Source organism: Limnoraphis robusta CS-951, assembly GCF_000972705.2.
In genome coordinates, this window is sequence record NZ_LATL02000003.1 from 1 (window position 1) to 16,463 (window position 16,463).

At 41.6% G+C, this 16,463-nt stretch carries 17 protein-coding genes and 1 pseudogene; 14 read left to right on the top strand and 4 right to left on the bottom strand.

All coding sequences use genetic code 11. The annotated features are described in order from the left end of the window. Positions 1–117: 117 nt before the first annotated feature. The 6 genes and pseudogenes from WN50_RS00135 to WN50_RS00160 all read left to right on the top strand — a co-directional run. Positions 118–441 (top strand): annotated as a pseudogene (locus WN50_RS00135) (LutC/YkgG family protein); the annotation flags it as partial. A 38-nt stretch (positions 442–479) separates the two neighbouring features. Beyond that, the gene (locus WN50_RS00140) at positions 480–854 is read left to right on the top strand and encodes a LutC/YkgG family protein (protein ID WP_235440779.1); all 375 of its coding nucleotides are present in this window, start codon (positions 480–482) and stop codon (positions 852–854) included. Positions 855–870: 16 nt separating this feature from the next. Next, positions 871–1,614 carry a (Fe-S)-binding protein gene (locus WN50_RS00145; RefSeq protein WP_046281504.1) on the top strand — a complete coding sequence of 248 codons (744 nt, stop codon included), beginning with the start codon at positions 871–873 and terminating at the stop codon, positions 1,612–1,614. Then, positions 1,611–2,066: LUD domain-containing protein (locus tag WN50_RS00150; RefSeq protein WP_160315325.1), on the top strand; the 456-nt coding region annotated here is incomplete at its 3' end. The genes WN50_RS00145 and WN50_RS00150, both read left to right, overlap by 4 nt. Before the next feature lie 40 nt (positions 2,067–2,106). Further along, positions 2,107–3,132, top strand: a complete 1,026-nt coding sequence (locus WN50_RS00155) for an LUD domain-containing protein (RefSeq protein WP_235440780.1) — start codon at positions 2,107–2,109, stop codon at positions 3,130–3,132. A gap of 126 nt (positions 3,133–3,258) precedes the next feature. Continuing rightward, positions 3,259–4,056: a Uma2 family endonuclease gene (locus WN50_RS00160; RefSeq protein WP_072075525.1), complete on the top strand. Its 798-nt coding sequence runs from the start codon at positions 3,259–3,261 to the stop codon at positions 4,054–4,056. Positions 4,057–4,142: 86 nt separating this feature from the next. Here the strand turns inward: WN50_RS00160 and obgE are convergent, their stop codons facing one another. Both obgE and psb32 read right to left on the bottom strand, forming a co-directional pair. Next, complete coding sequence (gene obgE, locus WN50_RS00165) at positions 4,143–5,168, bottom strand: GTPase ObgE (protein WP_046281501.1); 1,026 nt, start codon at positions 5,166–5,168, stop codon at positions 4,143–4,145. A gap of 101 nt (positions 5,169–5,269) precedes the next feature. Continuing rightward, positions 5,270–5,989 carry a photosystem II repair protein Psb32 gene (psb32, locus tag WN50_RS00170; protein ID WP_046281500.1) on the bottom strand — a complete coding sequence of 240 codons (720 nt, stop codon included), beginning with the start codon at positions 5,987–5,989 and terminating at the stop codon, positions 5,270–5,272. A 235-nt stretch (positions 5,990–6,224) separates the two neighbouring features. Between psb32 and WN50_RS00175 the strand changes: the two genes are divergently transcribed. The 6 genes from WN50_RS00175 to WN50_RS00200 all read left to right on the top strand — a co-directional run bounded on the left by WN50_RS00175 (position 6,225) and on the right by WN50_RS00200 (position 11,186). Continuing rightward, entirely contained in the window at positions 6,225–7,802 is a 1,578-nt protein-coding gene (locus WN50_RS00175) for an NAD(P)H-quinone oxidoreductase subunit N (RefSeq protein WP_046281499.1), read from the top strand. Between the two features lie 187 nt (positions 7,803–7,989). After that, positions 7,990–9,315: an APC family permease gene (locus WN50_RS00180; protein ID WP_049557257.1), complete on the top strand. Its 1,326-nt coding sequence runs from the start codon at positions 7,990–7,992 to the stop codon at positions 9,313–9,315. Positions 9,316–9,333: 18 nt separating this feature from the next. Then, the gene (locus tag WN50_RS00185) at positions 9,334–9,759 is read left to right on the top strand and encodes a GNAT family N-acetyltransferase (protein WP_046281498.1); all 426 of its coding nucleotides are present in this window, start codon (positions 9,334–9,336) and stop codon (positions 9,757–9,759) included. Between the two features lie 261 nt (positions 9,760–10,020). Continuing rightward, positions 10,021–10,584 (top strand): Uma2 family endonuclease, encoded by a 564-nt coding sequence (locus WN50_RS00190; RefSeq protein ID WP_046279361.1) that lies wholly within the window; start codon positions 10,021–10,023, stop codon positions 10,582–10,584. Positions 10,585–10,600: 16 nt separating this feature from the next. Next, the gene (locus WN50_RS35600; RefSeq protein ID WP_046279362.1) at positions 10,601–10,840 is read left to right on the top strand and encodes a hypothetical protein; all 240 of its coding nucleotides are present in this window, start codon (positions 10,601–10,603) and stop codon (positions 10,838–10,840) included. Continuing rightward, positions 10,833–11,186, top strand: coding sequence for a type II toxin-antitoxin system RelE family toxin (locus WN50_RS00200; RefSeq protein ID WP_046279363.1), 354 nt, complete (start codon positions 10,833–10,835; stop codon positions 11,184–11,186). Before WN50_RS35600 ends, WN50_RS00200 begins: the two co-directional genes overlap by 8 nt. 348 nt (positions 11,187–11,534) lie before the next feature. On the opposite strand, the gene WN50_RS00205 is transcribed toward WN50_RS00200, so the two are convergent. Beyond that, positions 11,535–11,747, bottom strand: a complete 213-nt coding sequence (locus WN50_RS00205) for a hypothetical protein (protein ID WP_235440776.1) — start codon at positions 11,745–11,747, stop codon at positions 11,535–11,537. 155 nt (positions 11,748–11,902) lie between these two features. Between WN50_RS00205 and WN50_RS00210 the strand changes: the two genes are divergently transcribed. Then, the coding region (locus tag WN50_RS00210; protein WP_235440777.1) for a glycosyltransferase family 39 protein at positions 11,903–12,457 on the top strand (555 nt) is incomplete at its 3' end. Positions 12,458–14,112: 1,655 nt separating this feature from the next. Beyond that, entirely contained in the window at positions 14,113–14,412 is a 300-nt protein-coding gene (locus tag WN50_RS00225; protein WP_046279365.1) for an RNA recognition motif domain-containing protein, read from the top strand. 195 nt (positions 14,413–14,607) lie between these two features. Here the strand turns inward: WN50_RS00225 and WN50_RS36775 are convergent, their stop codons facing one another. Continuing rightward, positions 14,608–15,420: a calcium-binding protein gene (locus WN50_RS36775; RefSeq protein WP_053221404.1), complete on the bottom strand. Its 813-nt coding sequence runs from the start codon at positions 15,418–15,420 to the stop codon at positions 14,608–14,610. Between the last annotated feature and the right edge of the window lie 1,043 nt (positions 15,421–16,463).

Genomic DNA, 16,463 nt, shown 5'->3' on the forward strand with positions numbered 1-16,463 from the left:
GGGGCGGGTTTATCTCAATCTTTGAGTAGTAGTAAAGATTGCTGTCGAACCCGCCCCTACGCTTGAGATTATTGATTAATCGGATATCATATTATTTAGTAATCAATCTCTAATCTGATGAACAGTCGTGATTTAATCTTGAGTTCAATTCGTAAAAATCAACCAAATTCAGAAGTTAAACTTCCTGAAATTCCGATTTTTAACAACAACTCAGAACCCTTAATTTCTGAATTTCAAACCCAACTGGCACGCATGGGAGGACAAGCATTTAAAGTTGAAAATATTGAGGACATAAAAGCAAAAATAACAGAACTTTATCCCGATGCCAAAATGATCTGTTCTACCCTTCCTGAAATAACCGGAAATAAACCCATAAAGCCCGATACCAACCCCCATGAATTAGCAGATGTTGATCTTGCCATTATTCGAGGGCAATTTGGANAAAAGCAAAAATAACAGAACTTTATCCCGATGCCAAAATGATCTGTTCTACCCTTCCTGAAATAACCGGAAATAAACCCATAAAGCCCGATACCAACCCCCATGAATTAGCAGATGTTGATCTTGCCATTATTCGAGGGCAATTTGGAGTCGCAGAAAATGGGGCAATTTGGTTAACACACGAAGATTTAGTCGTGAATGCGTTGGGTTTTCTTTCTCAACATTTAATCATTTTACTTGACTCCAAACAGCTTGTTAGAGATATGCACCAAGCCTATCAACGCATTGAATTAACTCAAACATCCTACGGTGTTTTTATGGCTGGCCCCTCGGCAACGGGAGATGTAGAAGCTGTTATTATTCGCGGCGCCCAAGGAGTTCGGAGTTTAACCATTTTTTTACTGTCAAATTAACCCATTCAAACTCACTATGAAAGTCGGTCTTTTTATTCCCTGTTATGTCGATGCGTTCTTCCCAGAAGTGGGAATTGCCACACTAGAATTATTAGAAAAATTCGACGTAGAAGTTGAATATCCCCTCGAACAAACCTGTTGTGGTCAACCGATGGGAACCAACGGAACCCAACAAGAAGCAGCCGCGACTGAACAAGTCTTTGTCAACTGTTTTAAAGACTATCAATATATTGTCAGTCCGTCGGCGAGTTGTGTGTATCATGTTCGGGCGCATTTAGACGCCATTCCTCAAACTTCAGAGGTGCAGAATGTTCGTAAAAATACTTATGAATTGGTCGAATTCTTGCATGATATTCTACAAATTAATAGCTTTCCTTGGGCAGAATTTCCGCATAAAGTCGGCTTACATAATAGTTGTAGTGCTATTCGCAAACTCGGAATTTCTCGACCTTCAGAATTAATGATTGCTTCTTTTTCTAAAAGTCAAACCCTCTTAGAAACAGTCAAAGGCATCGAATTTGTTACTTTAGATCGTCCTGATGAATGTTGTGGCTTTGGGGGAACGTTTTGTGTGTTTGAAGAAGCGGTTTCTGCTCAAATGGGCTATGATAAAGTCAACGATCATTTCCGTAATGGTGCTGAATATATTGTCTCTGGCGACATGAGTTGTTTACTCCACCAAAAAGGCATCATTGACTATTATAAAATTAACCTAAAAACCATTCATATTGCCCAAATTCTCAACGGATATCCATTATGACTAAACCCATTAACCAAGCAGGCGCAGCCGAACAATTTTTAAAAGATCAAGCACACGCCCAACAATATGATCAAATTCTCTGGAATGCGCGACTCAAACGAGATCAAGGGGCTGCTGCGGTTCCAGAATGGGAACAATTGCGCGAAATTGCCTCACAAATTAAAGAACATACCCTGACTCATTTAGCGGACTATTTAGAACAGTTTGAAGCCCAAGCTAAACAAAACGGAATACAGGTTCATTGGGCAAAAGATGCGGTAGAACATAATCAAATTGTTTACACTATTCTCAACAGCCACAACGTTAAATCGTTGGTTAAAAGTAAATCAATGCTGCAAGAAGAATGTGGCATGGTTCCCTTTTTAGAACAGAACGGAATTACCGTTACAGAATCTGATTTAGGCGAAAGAATTCAACAACTCGATGAAGAACCGCCTAGCCATATTGTCATGNTTGGTTAAAAGTAAATCAATGCTGCAAGAAGAATGTGGCATGGTTCCCTTTTTAGAACAGAACGGAATTACCGTTACAGAATCTGATTTAGGCGAAAGAATTCAACAACTCGATGAAGAACCGCCTAGCCATATTGTCATGCCTGCTATTCATAAAAACCGTCAAGATATAGCGAAACTTTTTGCCGAAAAAATTGCGAGTGATCCTAATAATGACAACCCTCATTATCTTAATGAAATGATGCGACAAAATGCCCGACCTCGCTTTTTAACTGCTGATGCAGGGATGACTGGGGTTAATTTTGCGATCGCAGAAACAGGTAGTTTTGTGGTTTGTACCAATGAAGGAAATGCTGATTTGGGGGCGAATATTCCGCCGCTTCATATTGCCAGTATGGGGATTGAAAAATTAATCCCAAAAGTTGAACATTTAGCAGTCTTTATTCGCTTGCTGTCTCGCAGTGCCATTGGTTCTCCCATTACTCAATATACCTCCCATTTTACCAAGCCTAAAAATGGCGGAGAATTGCATTTAGTCATTGTCGATAATGGCCGCAGTGAACGGTTAGGAATGGCGGATTTTTGGTCATCTTTAAAATGTATTCGCTGTGGCGCTTGTTTGAATACTTGTCCGGTGTATCGTCGCAGTGGCGGTTTAAGTTATGGGGCGGTTTATTCAGGGCCTTTGGGGATGATTATTGACCCAACTTTTGATGCTAAAAAATACAGCAATTTACCCTATTCTTCGACGCTTTGTGGTTCCTGTGGGGATGTTTGTCCGGTGAAAATTGATCTTCCCGAACAAATTTATAAATGGCGTCGAGTCATGGCAGAAAAACACTTACTTTCTTTACCGCGTCAAGACAGTATGAAAGCCGCAGGTATAGTATTAGGAAATCCTCTGGTTTATCGCTTTGCAAAAAATGTGGTAATCCAGAAAGTAATGAAATATTTTCCTTTTTTATTTTCCAGTAAACTGTTAAATCCTTGGGTGAGACATCGGGCGTTACCCACTGTTCCCAAACAAACCTTTAAGCAATGGTATCTCGAAAACCGTCAAAAGTAGGGTGCATCAAACAACAATTTCAGGAATACCCAAGTTAAAATGTATGAAATTGATGCACCACTCCCCCAAAAAAATTGGGTGCATCAAACAATTTGGTGATTACCCAAGTTAAAATGTATGAAATTGATGCACCCTACTAACACAACTGCAAGTCTAAAAGTAACTTGGGAAAAGTTACCCGAAGACTATATTTTACCCGATGATCCAGTGGACAATATTACTCAGCCATTATTGGCAATGGCATTAACAGAGGCGTTAAGCACTGCGGGAAAATTGCCCGAAAATTCCCTAACTCCGACTAATTATGGCATCTGTGCAACGGTTAATGACAAAATGGTTGTCAAAGCACCAGACTGGGCGTTTATTCGGGAAATTCGAGTTGAACGTTCAGAAGTCGAACGCAGTTATACGCCGCGTTTGGAAGGGGATATTCCTGTCATTGTGATGGAATTTATCTCTGAAACAGAAGGCGGTGAATATTCGATTAAACCCACTTATCCACCCGGAAAATGGTTTTTTTATGAACAGGTGTTGGAAGTTCCTAACTATGCGATTTTTGAACCTCAAAATGCCGTTTTAGAACTGTATCGACTTGATGATTCCGGCAGATATAAGGTACAAAAACCTGATGAAAATGGGCGATATTGGATCGCTGAAATGGAGTTATTTTTAGGAATTTGGCAAGGCACCCGTGAAAACCGAACAGGCTATTGGTTGCGGTGGTGGGATGAGGCGGGAACGTTGCTTTTATGGGGTTCTGAGTTAGCCCAACAAGAACGTCTTCGCGCTGATCAAGAACGTCTTCGCGCTGATCAAGCTGAACTTCTAGCCCAACAAGAACATCAACGCGCAGAACTTGCTGAACTTCGCGCCCAACGCCTTCTCGAACGACTGAGGGCTGAGGGTATTGAACTCGAAGAATAGGTTTTTTCCAAAAAAACCAGTAGGGTGCATCAAACCATCAATTTCGGGATTACCTAAGTTAAAATCGATGAATTTGATGCACTCTACTACCTGGATGTTGAACTTTCAGAGAGTGACAACTCATCGAGCGATCGCCAAACTTCTTGCATTAAATCATTTAACCCCATTTGAGAAACAGCCGAAATTAAAAAGACTTTAGACTGAGTAATTTGCTGAATTTTAGTGATGATTTCCTGCACGTCTTCGCTGTCAGTATCCACCGCATCCACTTTATTTAATGCCACAATTTGCGGACGATCCGTTAAACCTCGGCCATAGGCTTCTAATTCTTGCAGAATCGTGTGATAATTTTCAAGAGGAGTCGGATCGGTAATATCAATTAGATGCAATAAAACCCGAGTTCGTTCGATGTGGCGCAGGAATTCATGCCCCAAACCTAAGCCTAAATGAGCGCCTTCAATTAAGCCGGGAATATCTGCAAAAACGGTACCATCTCCCGTCGGTTTGCGAACAACGCCTAAGTTGGGAATTAAAGTCGTAAAGGGATAATCGGCAATTTTCGGTTTAGCCGCAGATAACGACGAAATTAACGTTGATTTTCCCGCATTCGGTAAACCAATAATTCCGACTTCAGCTAACAGTTTTAACTCCAGTCTAAGCTGTCGTTGTTCACCCGGAAGTCCAGGTAAAGCATAGTCAGGAGCGCGATTTTGGTTACTGAGAAAGTGAGCATTTCCTAAACCGCCTTTACCCCCTTTTGCCACACAAAATTCTTGATGGGGATGAATCAAATCAATTAAAAGTTCGTCAGTTTCTACATCATAAACCGCCGTCCCACAAGGAACTTCAATCACGCGATCGCTTCCGTTTGCCCCGGTCATATTTTTGGGGCCACCTCGTCGGCCATCTTCAGCCCGAAAACGGTGATTATATTTAAAATCTAACAACGTTTGCAGGTTTTCGACGGCGACTAAAATCACTGAACCGCCTTTTCCACCATTGCCACCGGAAGGCCCCCCGGCGGGAACATATTTTTCTCGGCGGAAGGCGACGATCCCATCGCCACCTTTACCCGCTTCCACTAAAACTTCAACTTGATCAATAAATTGCATGATGAGGATTGATAATCGGAACTAGGGATATCGGACATTGAATTTTGAGCTGGAAAAGATTCTCCTCTGTAATCCCTGCTATCCCTACATCCTCAAAATCTCTAAGAGCGTTGCAGATAGAAGTAAGTTGCCATCGGTGCAACGGTTGCCACTACCAACACAATCACAACTATAATTGTAGCCGTTTGATCATCGGTTTCTTCGGCTGACTTAAAAGTGCTTTCGACTTGCACCTGTTGTTCATCGCTAGGGGGGCCAGGATCAGGATTTCCCGATAATACCGTGACCAAGCGATCGCTCACGCCTCGGAAAGCTTCATTATACTTATTACCATTTCGGATAGGCACTTGTAACGTTTCTTTGGCTACACTTTCGGCAATGTCATCACTCAGCAGGGACTTAACGCCTTCTCCGGTGAGAATTGCGCTATTGTTGGTGAGAACATCCAAGACTAACAAAGTTTGGTTAGCGCCCGCTTCAGGAGTCGGGAACCATTTGTTAAACAACGCCTCGGTAAAGCTATCGGCAGTTTCCCCATAGTCAAAGCGGCGTAGCGTCACCAGACGAACTTCATAACCCGTTTGATCAGCAAGTTCTGATAATTTTTGGTTAATCTGACGTTCGCTGCTAAAACTGAGAACATCACCTTCATCGACGATCCAACTGGGATCACCAGGGGTTAAGTTCGGCATTTGATAAACCCCCGTTGCGATCGCAGGTGTCGCCCAGAGTTGGGCAATCACAACAGCCAGAATAGTTGGTAAAATCAAATGCACAAAGCGTTTTTGGAAATTTAAGATTGTGTTAAATAGCTGTATCATCAGATCAGTTAACCCGTATTATCGTCTTTTTAAACCCATCCTACTACTATACAATTTAAGCTGTTCGCTTCAACTCTCTGTAAGAGTAGAGTCTACGGTTTTAGCTGTTTGTTTTGACTTGTGATCTGCTTGTCCTCTTGAATCAAGACAGAGAGAAAGATTATATTGTCGGATGTGTTTCGCTCTGACTGGCGTTCAATAACCAGTCATGGGTATTATCCAATCATCGAAGCTTATGGATTTTTCGAGTATTGCAGCCCAGTTAAACGCTGGAACGATCTTGCCAGAGGGGATTGTGATTATTACCCTCTTAGCCGTTTTAATTGGAGATCTGATCGTTGGACGAACTGCTTCTTCTCGCTGGACACCTTATCTGGCGATCGCAGGTCTTCTCGCCTCTATTGTCGCCTTGTGCTATCAGTGGAGTAGCAGCGATACCGTCTCATTTTTGGGCAGTTTTAACGGCGACGCCCTTAGCGTGATATTTCGCGGCATCATCGCCCTGTCTGCAATGGTGACGATTTTGATGTCGGTTCGCTATGTCGAACAAACAGGTACAGCCCTAGCCGAATTTATCTGCATTCTGCTAACTGCCACTTTGGGGGGAATGTTCCTGTCGGGAGCGACGGAATTGGTGATGATTTTCGTCTCCCTAGAAACCCTGAGTATTTCATCATACCTGTTGACAGGCTACACCAAACGCGATCCTCGTTCCAACGAAGCGGCGTTGAAATACCTGCTGATTGGGGCGTCAAGTTCGGCTGTGTTCCTCTACGGGTTATCGCTGCTGTATGGACTCTCTGGCGGCGAAACTCAGCTTGATGCGATCGCCAAAGTCCTGGCTAGGACCGGGGCGGGTGAATCTCTCGGCTTGGTGATTGCCCTTGTTTTTGTGATTGCGGGGATTTCCTTTAAAATCTCGGCGGTTCCCTTCCACCAATGGACACCCGACGTTTACGAAGGTTCACCAACTCCGGTTGTGGCGTTTTTGTCTGTCGGTTCCAAAACGGCAGGGTTCGCCCTAGCGATACGGTTATTAGTCAATGCGTTTCCCCTTGTTAGCGATCAGTGGCGGTTTGTGTTCACGGCGTTGGCAATTCTCAGTTTAGTGTTGGGAAATGTAGTCGCCCTCGCCCAAACCAGCATGAAGCGGATGTTGGCTTATTCCTCCATCGCCCAAGCGGGATTTGTGATGATCGGGTTAATCGCCGGAACAGAAGCGGGTTACTCCAGCATGATCTTTTATCTGTTGGTGTATTTGTTTATGAACTTGGGCGGTTTTACCTGCGTAATTCTGTTCTCGCTGCGAACCGGAACGGATCAAATTAGTGAATATAGCGGCTTATATCAAAAAGATCCGCTCCTAACGTTGGGTTTAAGTATTTGTTTACTGTCCTTGGGTGGAATTCCGCCTCTAGCTGGATTTTTCGGTAAGATTTACCTGTTTTGGGCAGGTTGGCAAGCCGGATTATATGGCTTAGTGTTGTTAGGATTAGTCACCAGTGTCGTGTCAATTTACTACTACATTCGTGTGGTTAAAATGATGGTGGTGAAAGAGCCGCAAGAAATGTCAGATGCGGTGAAAAACTATCCTGCAATTCGCTGGAATTTGCCGGGAATGCGGCCTTTACAAGTGGGGTTAGTGCTTTCATTGATTGCCACTTCCTTAGCCGGAATTCTATCCAGTCCGTTGTTTAATTTAGCGAATAATTCCATTAGTCGGACTCCGATGCTACAAGCGACAATGGTTCAAACCAAACAGATGGCTGCTGTTGACTCCAACTCCAGTTTATCGACCCTCCAACAAAACTAATTGAGGAAACAGATTTGAGCGGGAAAAACGGATTAACCGAATACACTGGACGCATAAATCTATGCTTTCAACAGATCACTTAATCCGAAAATCCGTTCTTGTCTGCTTTTGTAAATTAACCGAAAGGGGTGTGCTGAATTCATACCCCTATTTTTAGAAGGTAGCCGAATCAAGGAAAGAAAAAAGTATGTCTGCATCCCAGCATTCTCCCCAACAACTTAAACGCGAATTAGGTTGGTTTGGTGCCACAATTATGGGGTTAGGATCGGTTATTGGTGTCGGAATTTTTGTCAGTTTGGGTTTGGCCGCAGCCTTATCCGGTTATGGGGTGATTGGGGCGTTGGTTGTTGCGGGAATTTTGCAAATTGCTAATAGTTTGAATCTCGCCCAACTCGCCGCCAGTCATCCCGTTAGTGGCGGTATTTATGAATACGGTTACAAGTATCTTAACTCTTGGTTTGGTTTTACCGGAGGGTGGATGTATCTACTCGGAAAAACGGCGGTGGCGGCGACGGCTGCACTCGGTTTTTCTAGTTATTTAATTAAGTCTCTGGGCATTTCACACTCGTTTTTAGTTCCTATTGCTGAACTTGCTGTTTTGGCTTTAACTGTTGTGGTCTTGGGCGGAATGCGACGGTCTAAAGCTGCTACAACGGTGATTCTTTCGATTACTTTATTTGCCTTATTTTTCTTAATTATTGCCGGAGGATTTGTCTTATCTCAAAAGGGATTTTTACCCGTAGAATTTGCAGAAATTGACTTGAAAACAGGCTCTAAAAACTTCCTCGAATCTGTGGCTTTATTATTTGTTGCTTATAACGGTCCCGCCCGAATTACAATGTTAGGGGAAGAAATTACAGAACCTCGGAAAAATATCCCGAAAGCTGTTTTAGTCACTTTGGCAATTACCACGATAATTTACATGGGTGTTGCCCTTGTGAGTTTGGGAACAATTGGCCCCGAAGCATTAGGAATTGCCTCCGAAGAAGCCGCACCGTTAGAAGTTGTAGCCGCAAGTTTAGGAATTCCCGGTGCAAAAACGCTGTTAGCAATTGGGGCAATTACCGCAACTTTAAGCGTGTTATTGAGTATTATTTTAGGTTTATCTCGGTTATTATTAGCAATGGGAAGACGGGGCGATATGCCGAAATTAATTGCTCAGTTAAATCCAGCCGGAACTACACCCTATTGGGCGGTGATTTTTATTAGTATTACTGTGGGACTTTTGGTTTTAACGGGGGATGTAAAAACCACTTGGTCGTTAAGTGCTTTTGGTTCGTTATGGCGCTGCGGAATTGTCGGTTTGGCGGCGTTGCGTTTGAGTGATGAACAACGATTATATCCCGTTTGGATGAGTTTATTTGCCTTATTTTCCGGCTTATTTTTAGCCTTTTGGATCGAGTGGCAAGTTTGGTTAATTGGGTTAGGATTAATTGCAGTGGGTTTGGTTTGGCATTTTGTCGCCTCTAAACTCAAAGAAAGGGAAAATTTAGCCCAAACTAGCAGCGATTAATTGAATTGATTTAAACCCATGATTCGCCCTTACCAAGAACAGGATCTCAACCGTTTGTTAGAGGTTTGGTATTCCGCCTCTAAAATAGCCCATTCTTTTTTGGATGAAGCTTTTCTAGAAACCGAACGTCAAAACATACCAAAGGTTTATTTACCCGCAGCAGAAACCTGGGTTTTTGAACGGGATAACCTGGTGTTGGGGTTTATTTCGTTATTAGATAATCAGGTTGGGGCGATTTTTGTTGATCCTCAATTCCAACGCCAGGGAATTGGACGGGCTTTAATTGATTGGGCGAAAACATTGCGAAGTCAACTTTTTGTGGAAGTCTTTAAAGAAAATCAAGCGGGGCGGGCTTTTTATCAACAATATGGTTTCATCCCCGTTGATGAACATCTCCATCCAGAAACAGGCTATATTTTATTACGTTTGCGGCTAGAATATTAACTCATTAAATACTTATATGATATCCGACTAATCAATAATCCGTTTCGTAGGGGCGGGTTCTTCAATATCTTGACTACTACTCCCAGATTTAGTTAAACCCGCCCCACCCCTAACAAAATTAATCAGCCGGACATCATATTATTAAATTGTAAAATAAGCCCAAGGAGGTGATATCGCCCAAACAATTGATGAATCTATTTTTCCGCGAAAATTTTGCTACAATCAAACAAAACTTGCAACCGAAAAAGGAGGGGATGACCTATCATCGAGATTTCTGAACGTCAACTCACGCTAGAAGAATTTTTGGCATTACCAGAAACGAAACCCGCCAGCGAATATATTGACGGTAAAATTGTTAAAAAGCCCATGCCCCAAGGTAAACATAGCACCATCCAAGCCGAATTAATTCTTACTATTAATAGCTTGGTTAGTCGTCAGCGCATTGCTCGTGCTTTTCCCGAACTTCGGTGTACTTTTGGCGGACGTTCAATTGTTCCCGATGTAACAGTTTTCTCGTGGGAGAGAATTCCCCGAGATGAAAACGGTAATATAGTAAATGTTTTTAATACTTATCCCGATTGGACTATTGAAATTTTATCTCCCAATCAAAGCCCGGGTCTAGTTACTGGAAATATTCTACATTGTTTGAATAACGGTAGCAGTTTGGGATGGTTAATTTACCCGGAAGAAGAATCGGTTTTAGTTTTTCCCCACCAACAACAACCTAAACTCTTTCAAACCGAAACCGATGAATTACCTATTCCTGAATTTATGGGAAAATTTAAGCTAACCGTTGGGGAGATGTTTGGCTGGTTAAAGCTGTAAACAAGGAGAGATAAGTATGTTAACTCTAGAAATGGCAATCCAAAAAATTAGAGAGTTGACCCCTGAGCAACAGCAAAAAGTCATTGAGTTCATCGAATTTCTAGAATTTCAGACCCAACGTGAAAACCAAGTTGACCAACTAGATGAAACCCCCGACGCTGTTGCGATAGAAGGTATCAAAGAAGGCTTACACCAAGCGATAAATGGTGAAACTATTCCCCTAGCCCAGATGTGGGAGGGGATTGACGTTGACTGACCACAGTTCTAGAGAAATTCTCCTTACACCCCGATTCAAGAAAGATCTCGCTAAACTTGCCAAGCGTTATCGCTCAATCCGCAAAGATATAACCCCTCTCATAGACCAACTACAAACAGGAGCAACCCCAGGAGATTTAATTTCAGGAATCAAATATCAAGTCTTTAAAGTTCGTCTCAAAAATACCAATATCCAAAAAGGAAAAAGCGCAGGCTACCGGGTTATTTACTACCTTAAAACCGAGACAAAAATTATTCTTGTCACCATCTACTCCAAATCCGATCAAACAGACATTGCCAATAAAACGATAGAAGAAATCATTCAAATATTTGAACAAGAAAATTAAGCAAAATACTTTACTGTTAATTCCCCCAAGAAGTAGGTTGGGTTGAGGTCACGAAACCCAACTCATAAACAGGCATTGTATTGTTGGGTAGAACACAATGAAACTCCAAGTTCTTATTATTAACTAATACCTAAAGAGGATCAAGCATGGCTGCCTTTATAAGAGAAATATTCCGGCCACACCTGTATAACTTTGTAACTCTCCAAAAACCCTCCTTCTTCTACTACACCCTCCCAGGTTATGTCTTTCAATTGTTTGTGAGTCATTATCCATCGGTAAAGCTTACGTCTACTCCAGCAATAAGGAAGATTTCCTCTGTTGGATTCTTCAGGAGTGAACTTAAAGGTGTTACAGAGATTTTTGATATTTCTTATTCAACTCGTATAATTTTTCGGCAACTGTTAAGCTACCACTGACAATTCCAACAATTGTAGCAATGGTGGTTAAGGTTCCTTCCCTTCGTACTTCATCGAGGGTTTCATAACTTCCCTCTATTCCCTCGATAGCCAGCAGTTCCTCGGTGGCTGAAACGGCATCTACTCCTTGAATCTCAATTTTCATAATATTTGGGTTTGGGTTGGGTTGGAGTGGCTTAACTTCAATATATTAGCATGGTCACAGGCTGAATCTCCCGATGTTACGCGAATTAATCGGCAGTTGTAATAATTACTCAGATTAAATGTAAAATCAGTGAGCAGCCCGATCAATCTCAAAGAATGGAAACATCAAAATCAACGACCCGATGGTTACAACAGTTTGCGGCGCTTCTTCTCATCGTAGGAATTGCCTTTCGGTTTGTTAATTTGGGTTATAAAGTCTATTGGTATGATGAAGTTCATACCTCGTTGAGAAGTTCGGGTTATTTGCATGATGATTTGATTCCCCAAGTTTATACAGGTCAAATTATTAGTGCTAGAGATTTAGTTGAAATTTATCAATATCCGACCGCAGAAAAAAGTTTAAAAGATGCTTTTACGACCTTTAGAAAACATCCCGAACATTCTCCATTTTACTATTTATTAGCTCGGTTCTGGATGCAAATTTTTAATCATTCTGTGGCGACGATTCGCTGTTTATCAGCGTTGATTAGTTTGCTCTGTTTTCCAGCGATATATTGGTTATGTTTAGAACTGTTTCAGTCGGAGACTGTCGGTTGGGTGGCGATGGGAATTATTGCGATTTCTCCCTTTCATATTTTGTATGCTCAAGAAGCTCGCGCCTATAGTTTATGGACGTTTATCATTTTATTTTCAAGTGCTGCATTCTTAAAGNTGTTTAGAACTGTTTCAGTCGGAGACTGTCGGTTGGGTGGCGATGGGAATTATTGCGATTTCTCCCTTTCATATTTTGTATGCTCAAGAAGCTCGCGCCTATAGTTTATGGACGTTTATCATTTTATTTTCAAGTGCTGCATTCTTAAAGGCGTTGCGAGTCACACAAACTGATAAAGCGGTTAAATCTAAAGTTTTTGCTTGGGGAATCTATGCGTTTAGTATAACGTTAGGACTGTATTCTCATCTGTTTTCAGTGTTGGTTTATTTGGCTCATGGTATTTATTTGTTTGGGCTGAAACAATGGCGCAAGTTAGACTATATCATTCCGGCTTTGGCTGCGGTTTTATTGAGTGTTGTTCTCTTTTCGCCTTGGTTAGTGATTGTTTTTAATAATTTTCCTGATTTAGTCGATAATACTAGCTCTCATCGGGTGAGTCGAGACGAAAATATCCTGTTATTTTGGGGTTTGAATTTAACCCGAATTATTTTTGATTTTAATCAAGGCTTCAGTTTATTAAATCCAATCTTGTATCTGATTATTTTTCTCGCCGGATCTTCTGTTTACATTTTGATTAAAAATACTCCGGTTAAAACTTGGTTTTTTGTGATGGCGTTAATGGGAGTCACCGGAACGGCTTTGATGTTACCTGATTTATTATTCGGAGGACAACAATCAACCATTACTCGTTATGGAATTCCGGCTTATTTGGGTTTGCAGATTTCCTGGGCTTATCTTTTGACTCATAAAATTAGTGATAATTTCCTCAATTTAAAACAAAAAAAACGCTGGAAATCTATTTTTTGGGCGGTCGCAGTGAGCGGAATTTTATCCAGTTTAGTGAGTTCTTTACATCCGGTTTGGTNGGACAACAATCAACCATTACTCGTTATGGAATTCCGGCTTATTTGGGTTTGCAGATTTCCTGGGCTTATCTTTTGACTCATAAAATTAGTGATAATTTCCTCAATTTAAAACAAAAAAAACGCTGGAAATCTATTTTTTGGGCGGTCGCAGTGAGCGGAATTTTATCCAGTTTAGTGAGTTCTTTACATCCGGTTTGGTGGCATAAAAGTTATACCCGAAGCCGTTATGTTCCGGCTGTTGCTGAAATTGTCAATCTCTCTCCCACTCCTCTGGTGATTAGTGATGCCGAACCCGGAAGAATTCTGCCCTTTAGCCATCGACTGAAGTCCGATGTTTATCTACAACTTGTTGTACAGTCGAATATTCCTCTACTTCCTGATGAAAATTTTAGTGATATCTTTTTGTATCGTCCGTCTGATGTATTAATTAAAGGAATCGAGGAAATTTACCAAGCCAAAGTTGAAGAAATGTATAAAAAAGGATGGCTTTGGCGAGTTGAACTTCCGGCGTCACCCGACTCAACTCCAGAAGCAGGGGAGAAGGGCTTATAGTTAGCGAAGAGTTAGAACTGAGGTAATACTTCTAGCCAAGGGATTTTGGGGTATTTTTGATTGATAATCGCTGATTCAGCTCTTAACTGGAACTCATCGTGTTACAATAAGTATGAAAGAGTAGGTATCGGTAGCAGTTATTGCTTTCAGTACAAGTCGTTTGTTCTGTTTCATAGGCTCTAGCTTGTCTTCCGAAATGTCTATCTTTCACATTCGTCTGATTTTGGAAGTAACGTATGTCGATTTATGTAGGTAACCTGTCTTACGACGTCAAGGAAGATGATCTCAAGGACGTATTTTCTGAATATGGCACCGTCCAACGGATTAGTATTCCAACTGACCGCGAAACAGGTCGCCCCCGAGGTTTTGCATTTGTCGAAATGAAGCAGGAGTCTGAAGAAGACGCCGCAATAGCAGCTCTTGATGGAGCCGAATGGATGGGACGCGATCTCAAGGTCAATAAAGCGCGACCGCCTGAAAAGAAAAATTCATTTGGAGGAGGTCGCAAGCGCGATCGCTATTCGAGCGATTACTAAATCTTAAGCGGAAATTGCAGTCTCTCGATTCAATGGCTACGTGATTTAAGTTCCGAGAGTCCGAAAAGAGAGATGCCACAATGAAAAAAGCTTAACAGCTTGACTTTGAGGCGCACGTCTAGAGATTTTCCTAGAATGTGCCTCAGCATTTTTGTGGGCTAGAAAATTTACGATTTTTACCTATTTTTTAGTAGATTAAATCACAAAAATATCTGTACCCACCGTTAATGCAGTTGTTAGACCGGGATTTTGGTTAATAAAAGCAATAGGAGTTTCACCACCCGAACCGATGTCACCATCCCGAATATCGTAGAGAATAAATCCAGACGAACCCCCAACAGAAGTTAAGTTACTGACCTCAATAAACGCTGAATCTATACCAAAAATAGTAATCTCATCTTCACCGGATGTAAAGTCGGTAATCGTATCAACAAAGTTGGGATTATTAGTGGGAGTTTCTAACATTAAATCAATGATAAATTGATCTCGACCTTCACCACCTGTTAGGAGATCAACCCCTCCATCCCCATGAATCACGTCATTTCCGCGATCGCCAAAGACTTGATCATCTCCCTCTCCACCCCGTACATAATCGTCACCTTGACCCCCAAAAACGGCGTCATTTCCAAGTCCGCCATCCAAAACAAAGTCATCCCCTAAGTTTCCAAAGATTTGATCGTCGCCATCTCCCCCAAAAATATCATCTCCATCCTGTCCCCCAAAGAGAGTATCCGCGTTGAAGCTTCCGATAATTTCGTCATCTCCTTGGTTTCCAACTACAATTAATTCGCTATTTCTCTGAAGAGTTGAACCCTCTAAACGATCATTTCCGTCACGAAGTAAAATTTCGAGTTGGCTAACATCTGCATTGGAGGTTAGAAGATTTCCCTGCTCATCTTGAAGTTCAATCGGAAACGTAATATTATCATCTTGAAGACTTCCCAGTACAGCAAAACGACTGCTATCAACCGAGCCTGAAAAATCGGCTTGAATTAAAAGATTAGCCATTGTTGAAATATTCTCTAGATTTCTTTGAAGAACAGACTGAATTGACCCTGGATTTTGTTCCCGAATCTGATTATTAATCTAAATCAACTCTAAGTTTTGTAAAAAGATTTTAATCCTTTCCCGACTTTACATCCGGTGAAGATGAGATTACTATTTTTGGTATAGATTCAGCGTTTATTGAGGTCAGTAACTTAACTNACTGCTATCAACCGAGCCTGAAAAATCGGCTTGAATTAAAAGATTAGCCATTGTTGAAATATTCTCTAGATTTCTTTGAAGAACAGACTGAATTGACCCTGGATTTTGTTCCCGAATCTGATTATTAATCTAAATCAACTCTAAGTTTTGTAAAAAGATTTTAATCCTTTCCCGACTTTATTGCTATTTGAAAAGCGATTATGTTATCTTAGCCTCACTTGATAACATCAGATCTATTTTTGTATTTTTAAACTCATGTCTTCCCCCCTGATAAAATTTATTGAAATTCAAATTCGTGTTCGGGCTGACAATCCGGTTTTGTTAGAGGGTTTAGAAGCATGGTTGCACTTAGGTTTGTTGTCTGATGAACAACTGCTTCAACTTAGTCAGCAATATCTCAGTCAACCGCTTCCGCCTCCGCCTGATACTTCGGTTGAGATAGCCTCTTCAGCAACAGTTCAGGAAAGCCCCAGTCTAACAATACCTGTCGCAGTTGATCAAGGTCAATCCCGTCGCAATCTAGTCAATTTACCTTCCCGTTTGTGGTCTTCTTTTCAAGCCGAATTTAGCGTGCGATGGCTGCTATTTTTGGNCTTAGTCAGCAATATCTCAGTCAACCGCTTCCGCCTCCGCCTGATACTTCGGTTGAGATAGCCTCTTCAGCAACAGTTCAGGAAAGCCCCAGTCTAACAATACCTGTCGCAGTTGATCAAGGTCAATCCCGTCGCAATCTAGTCAATTTACCTTCCCGTTTGTGGTCTTCTTTTCAAGCCGAATTTAGCGTGCGATGGCTGCTATTTTTGGGATTATTTATGGTGTTGGTTTCTTCGGGGGTATTAGTCGCG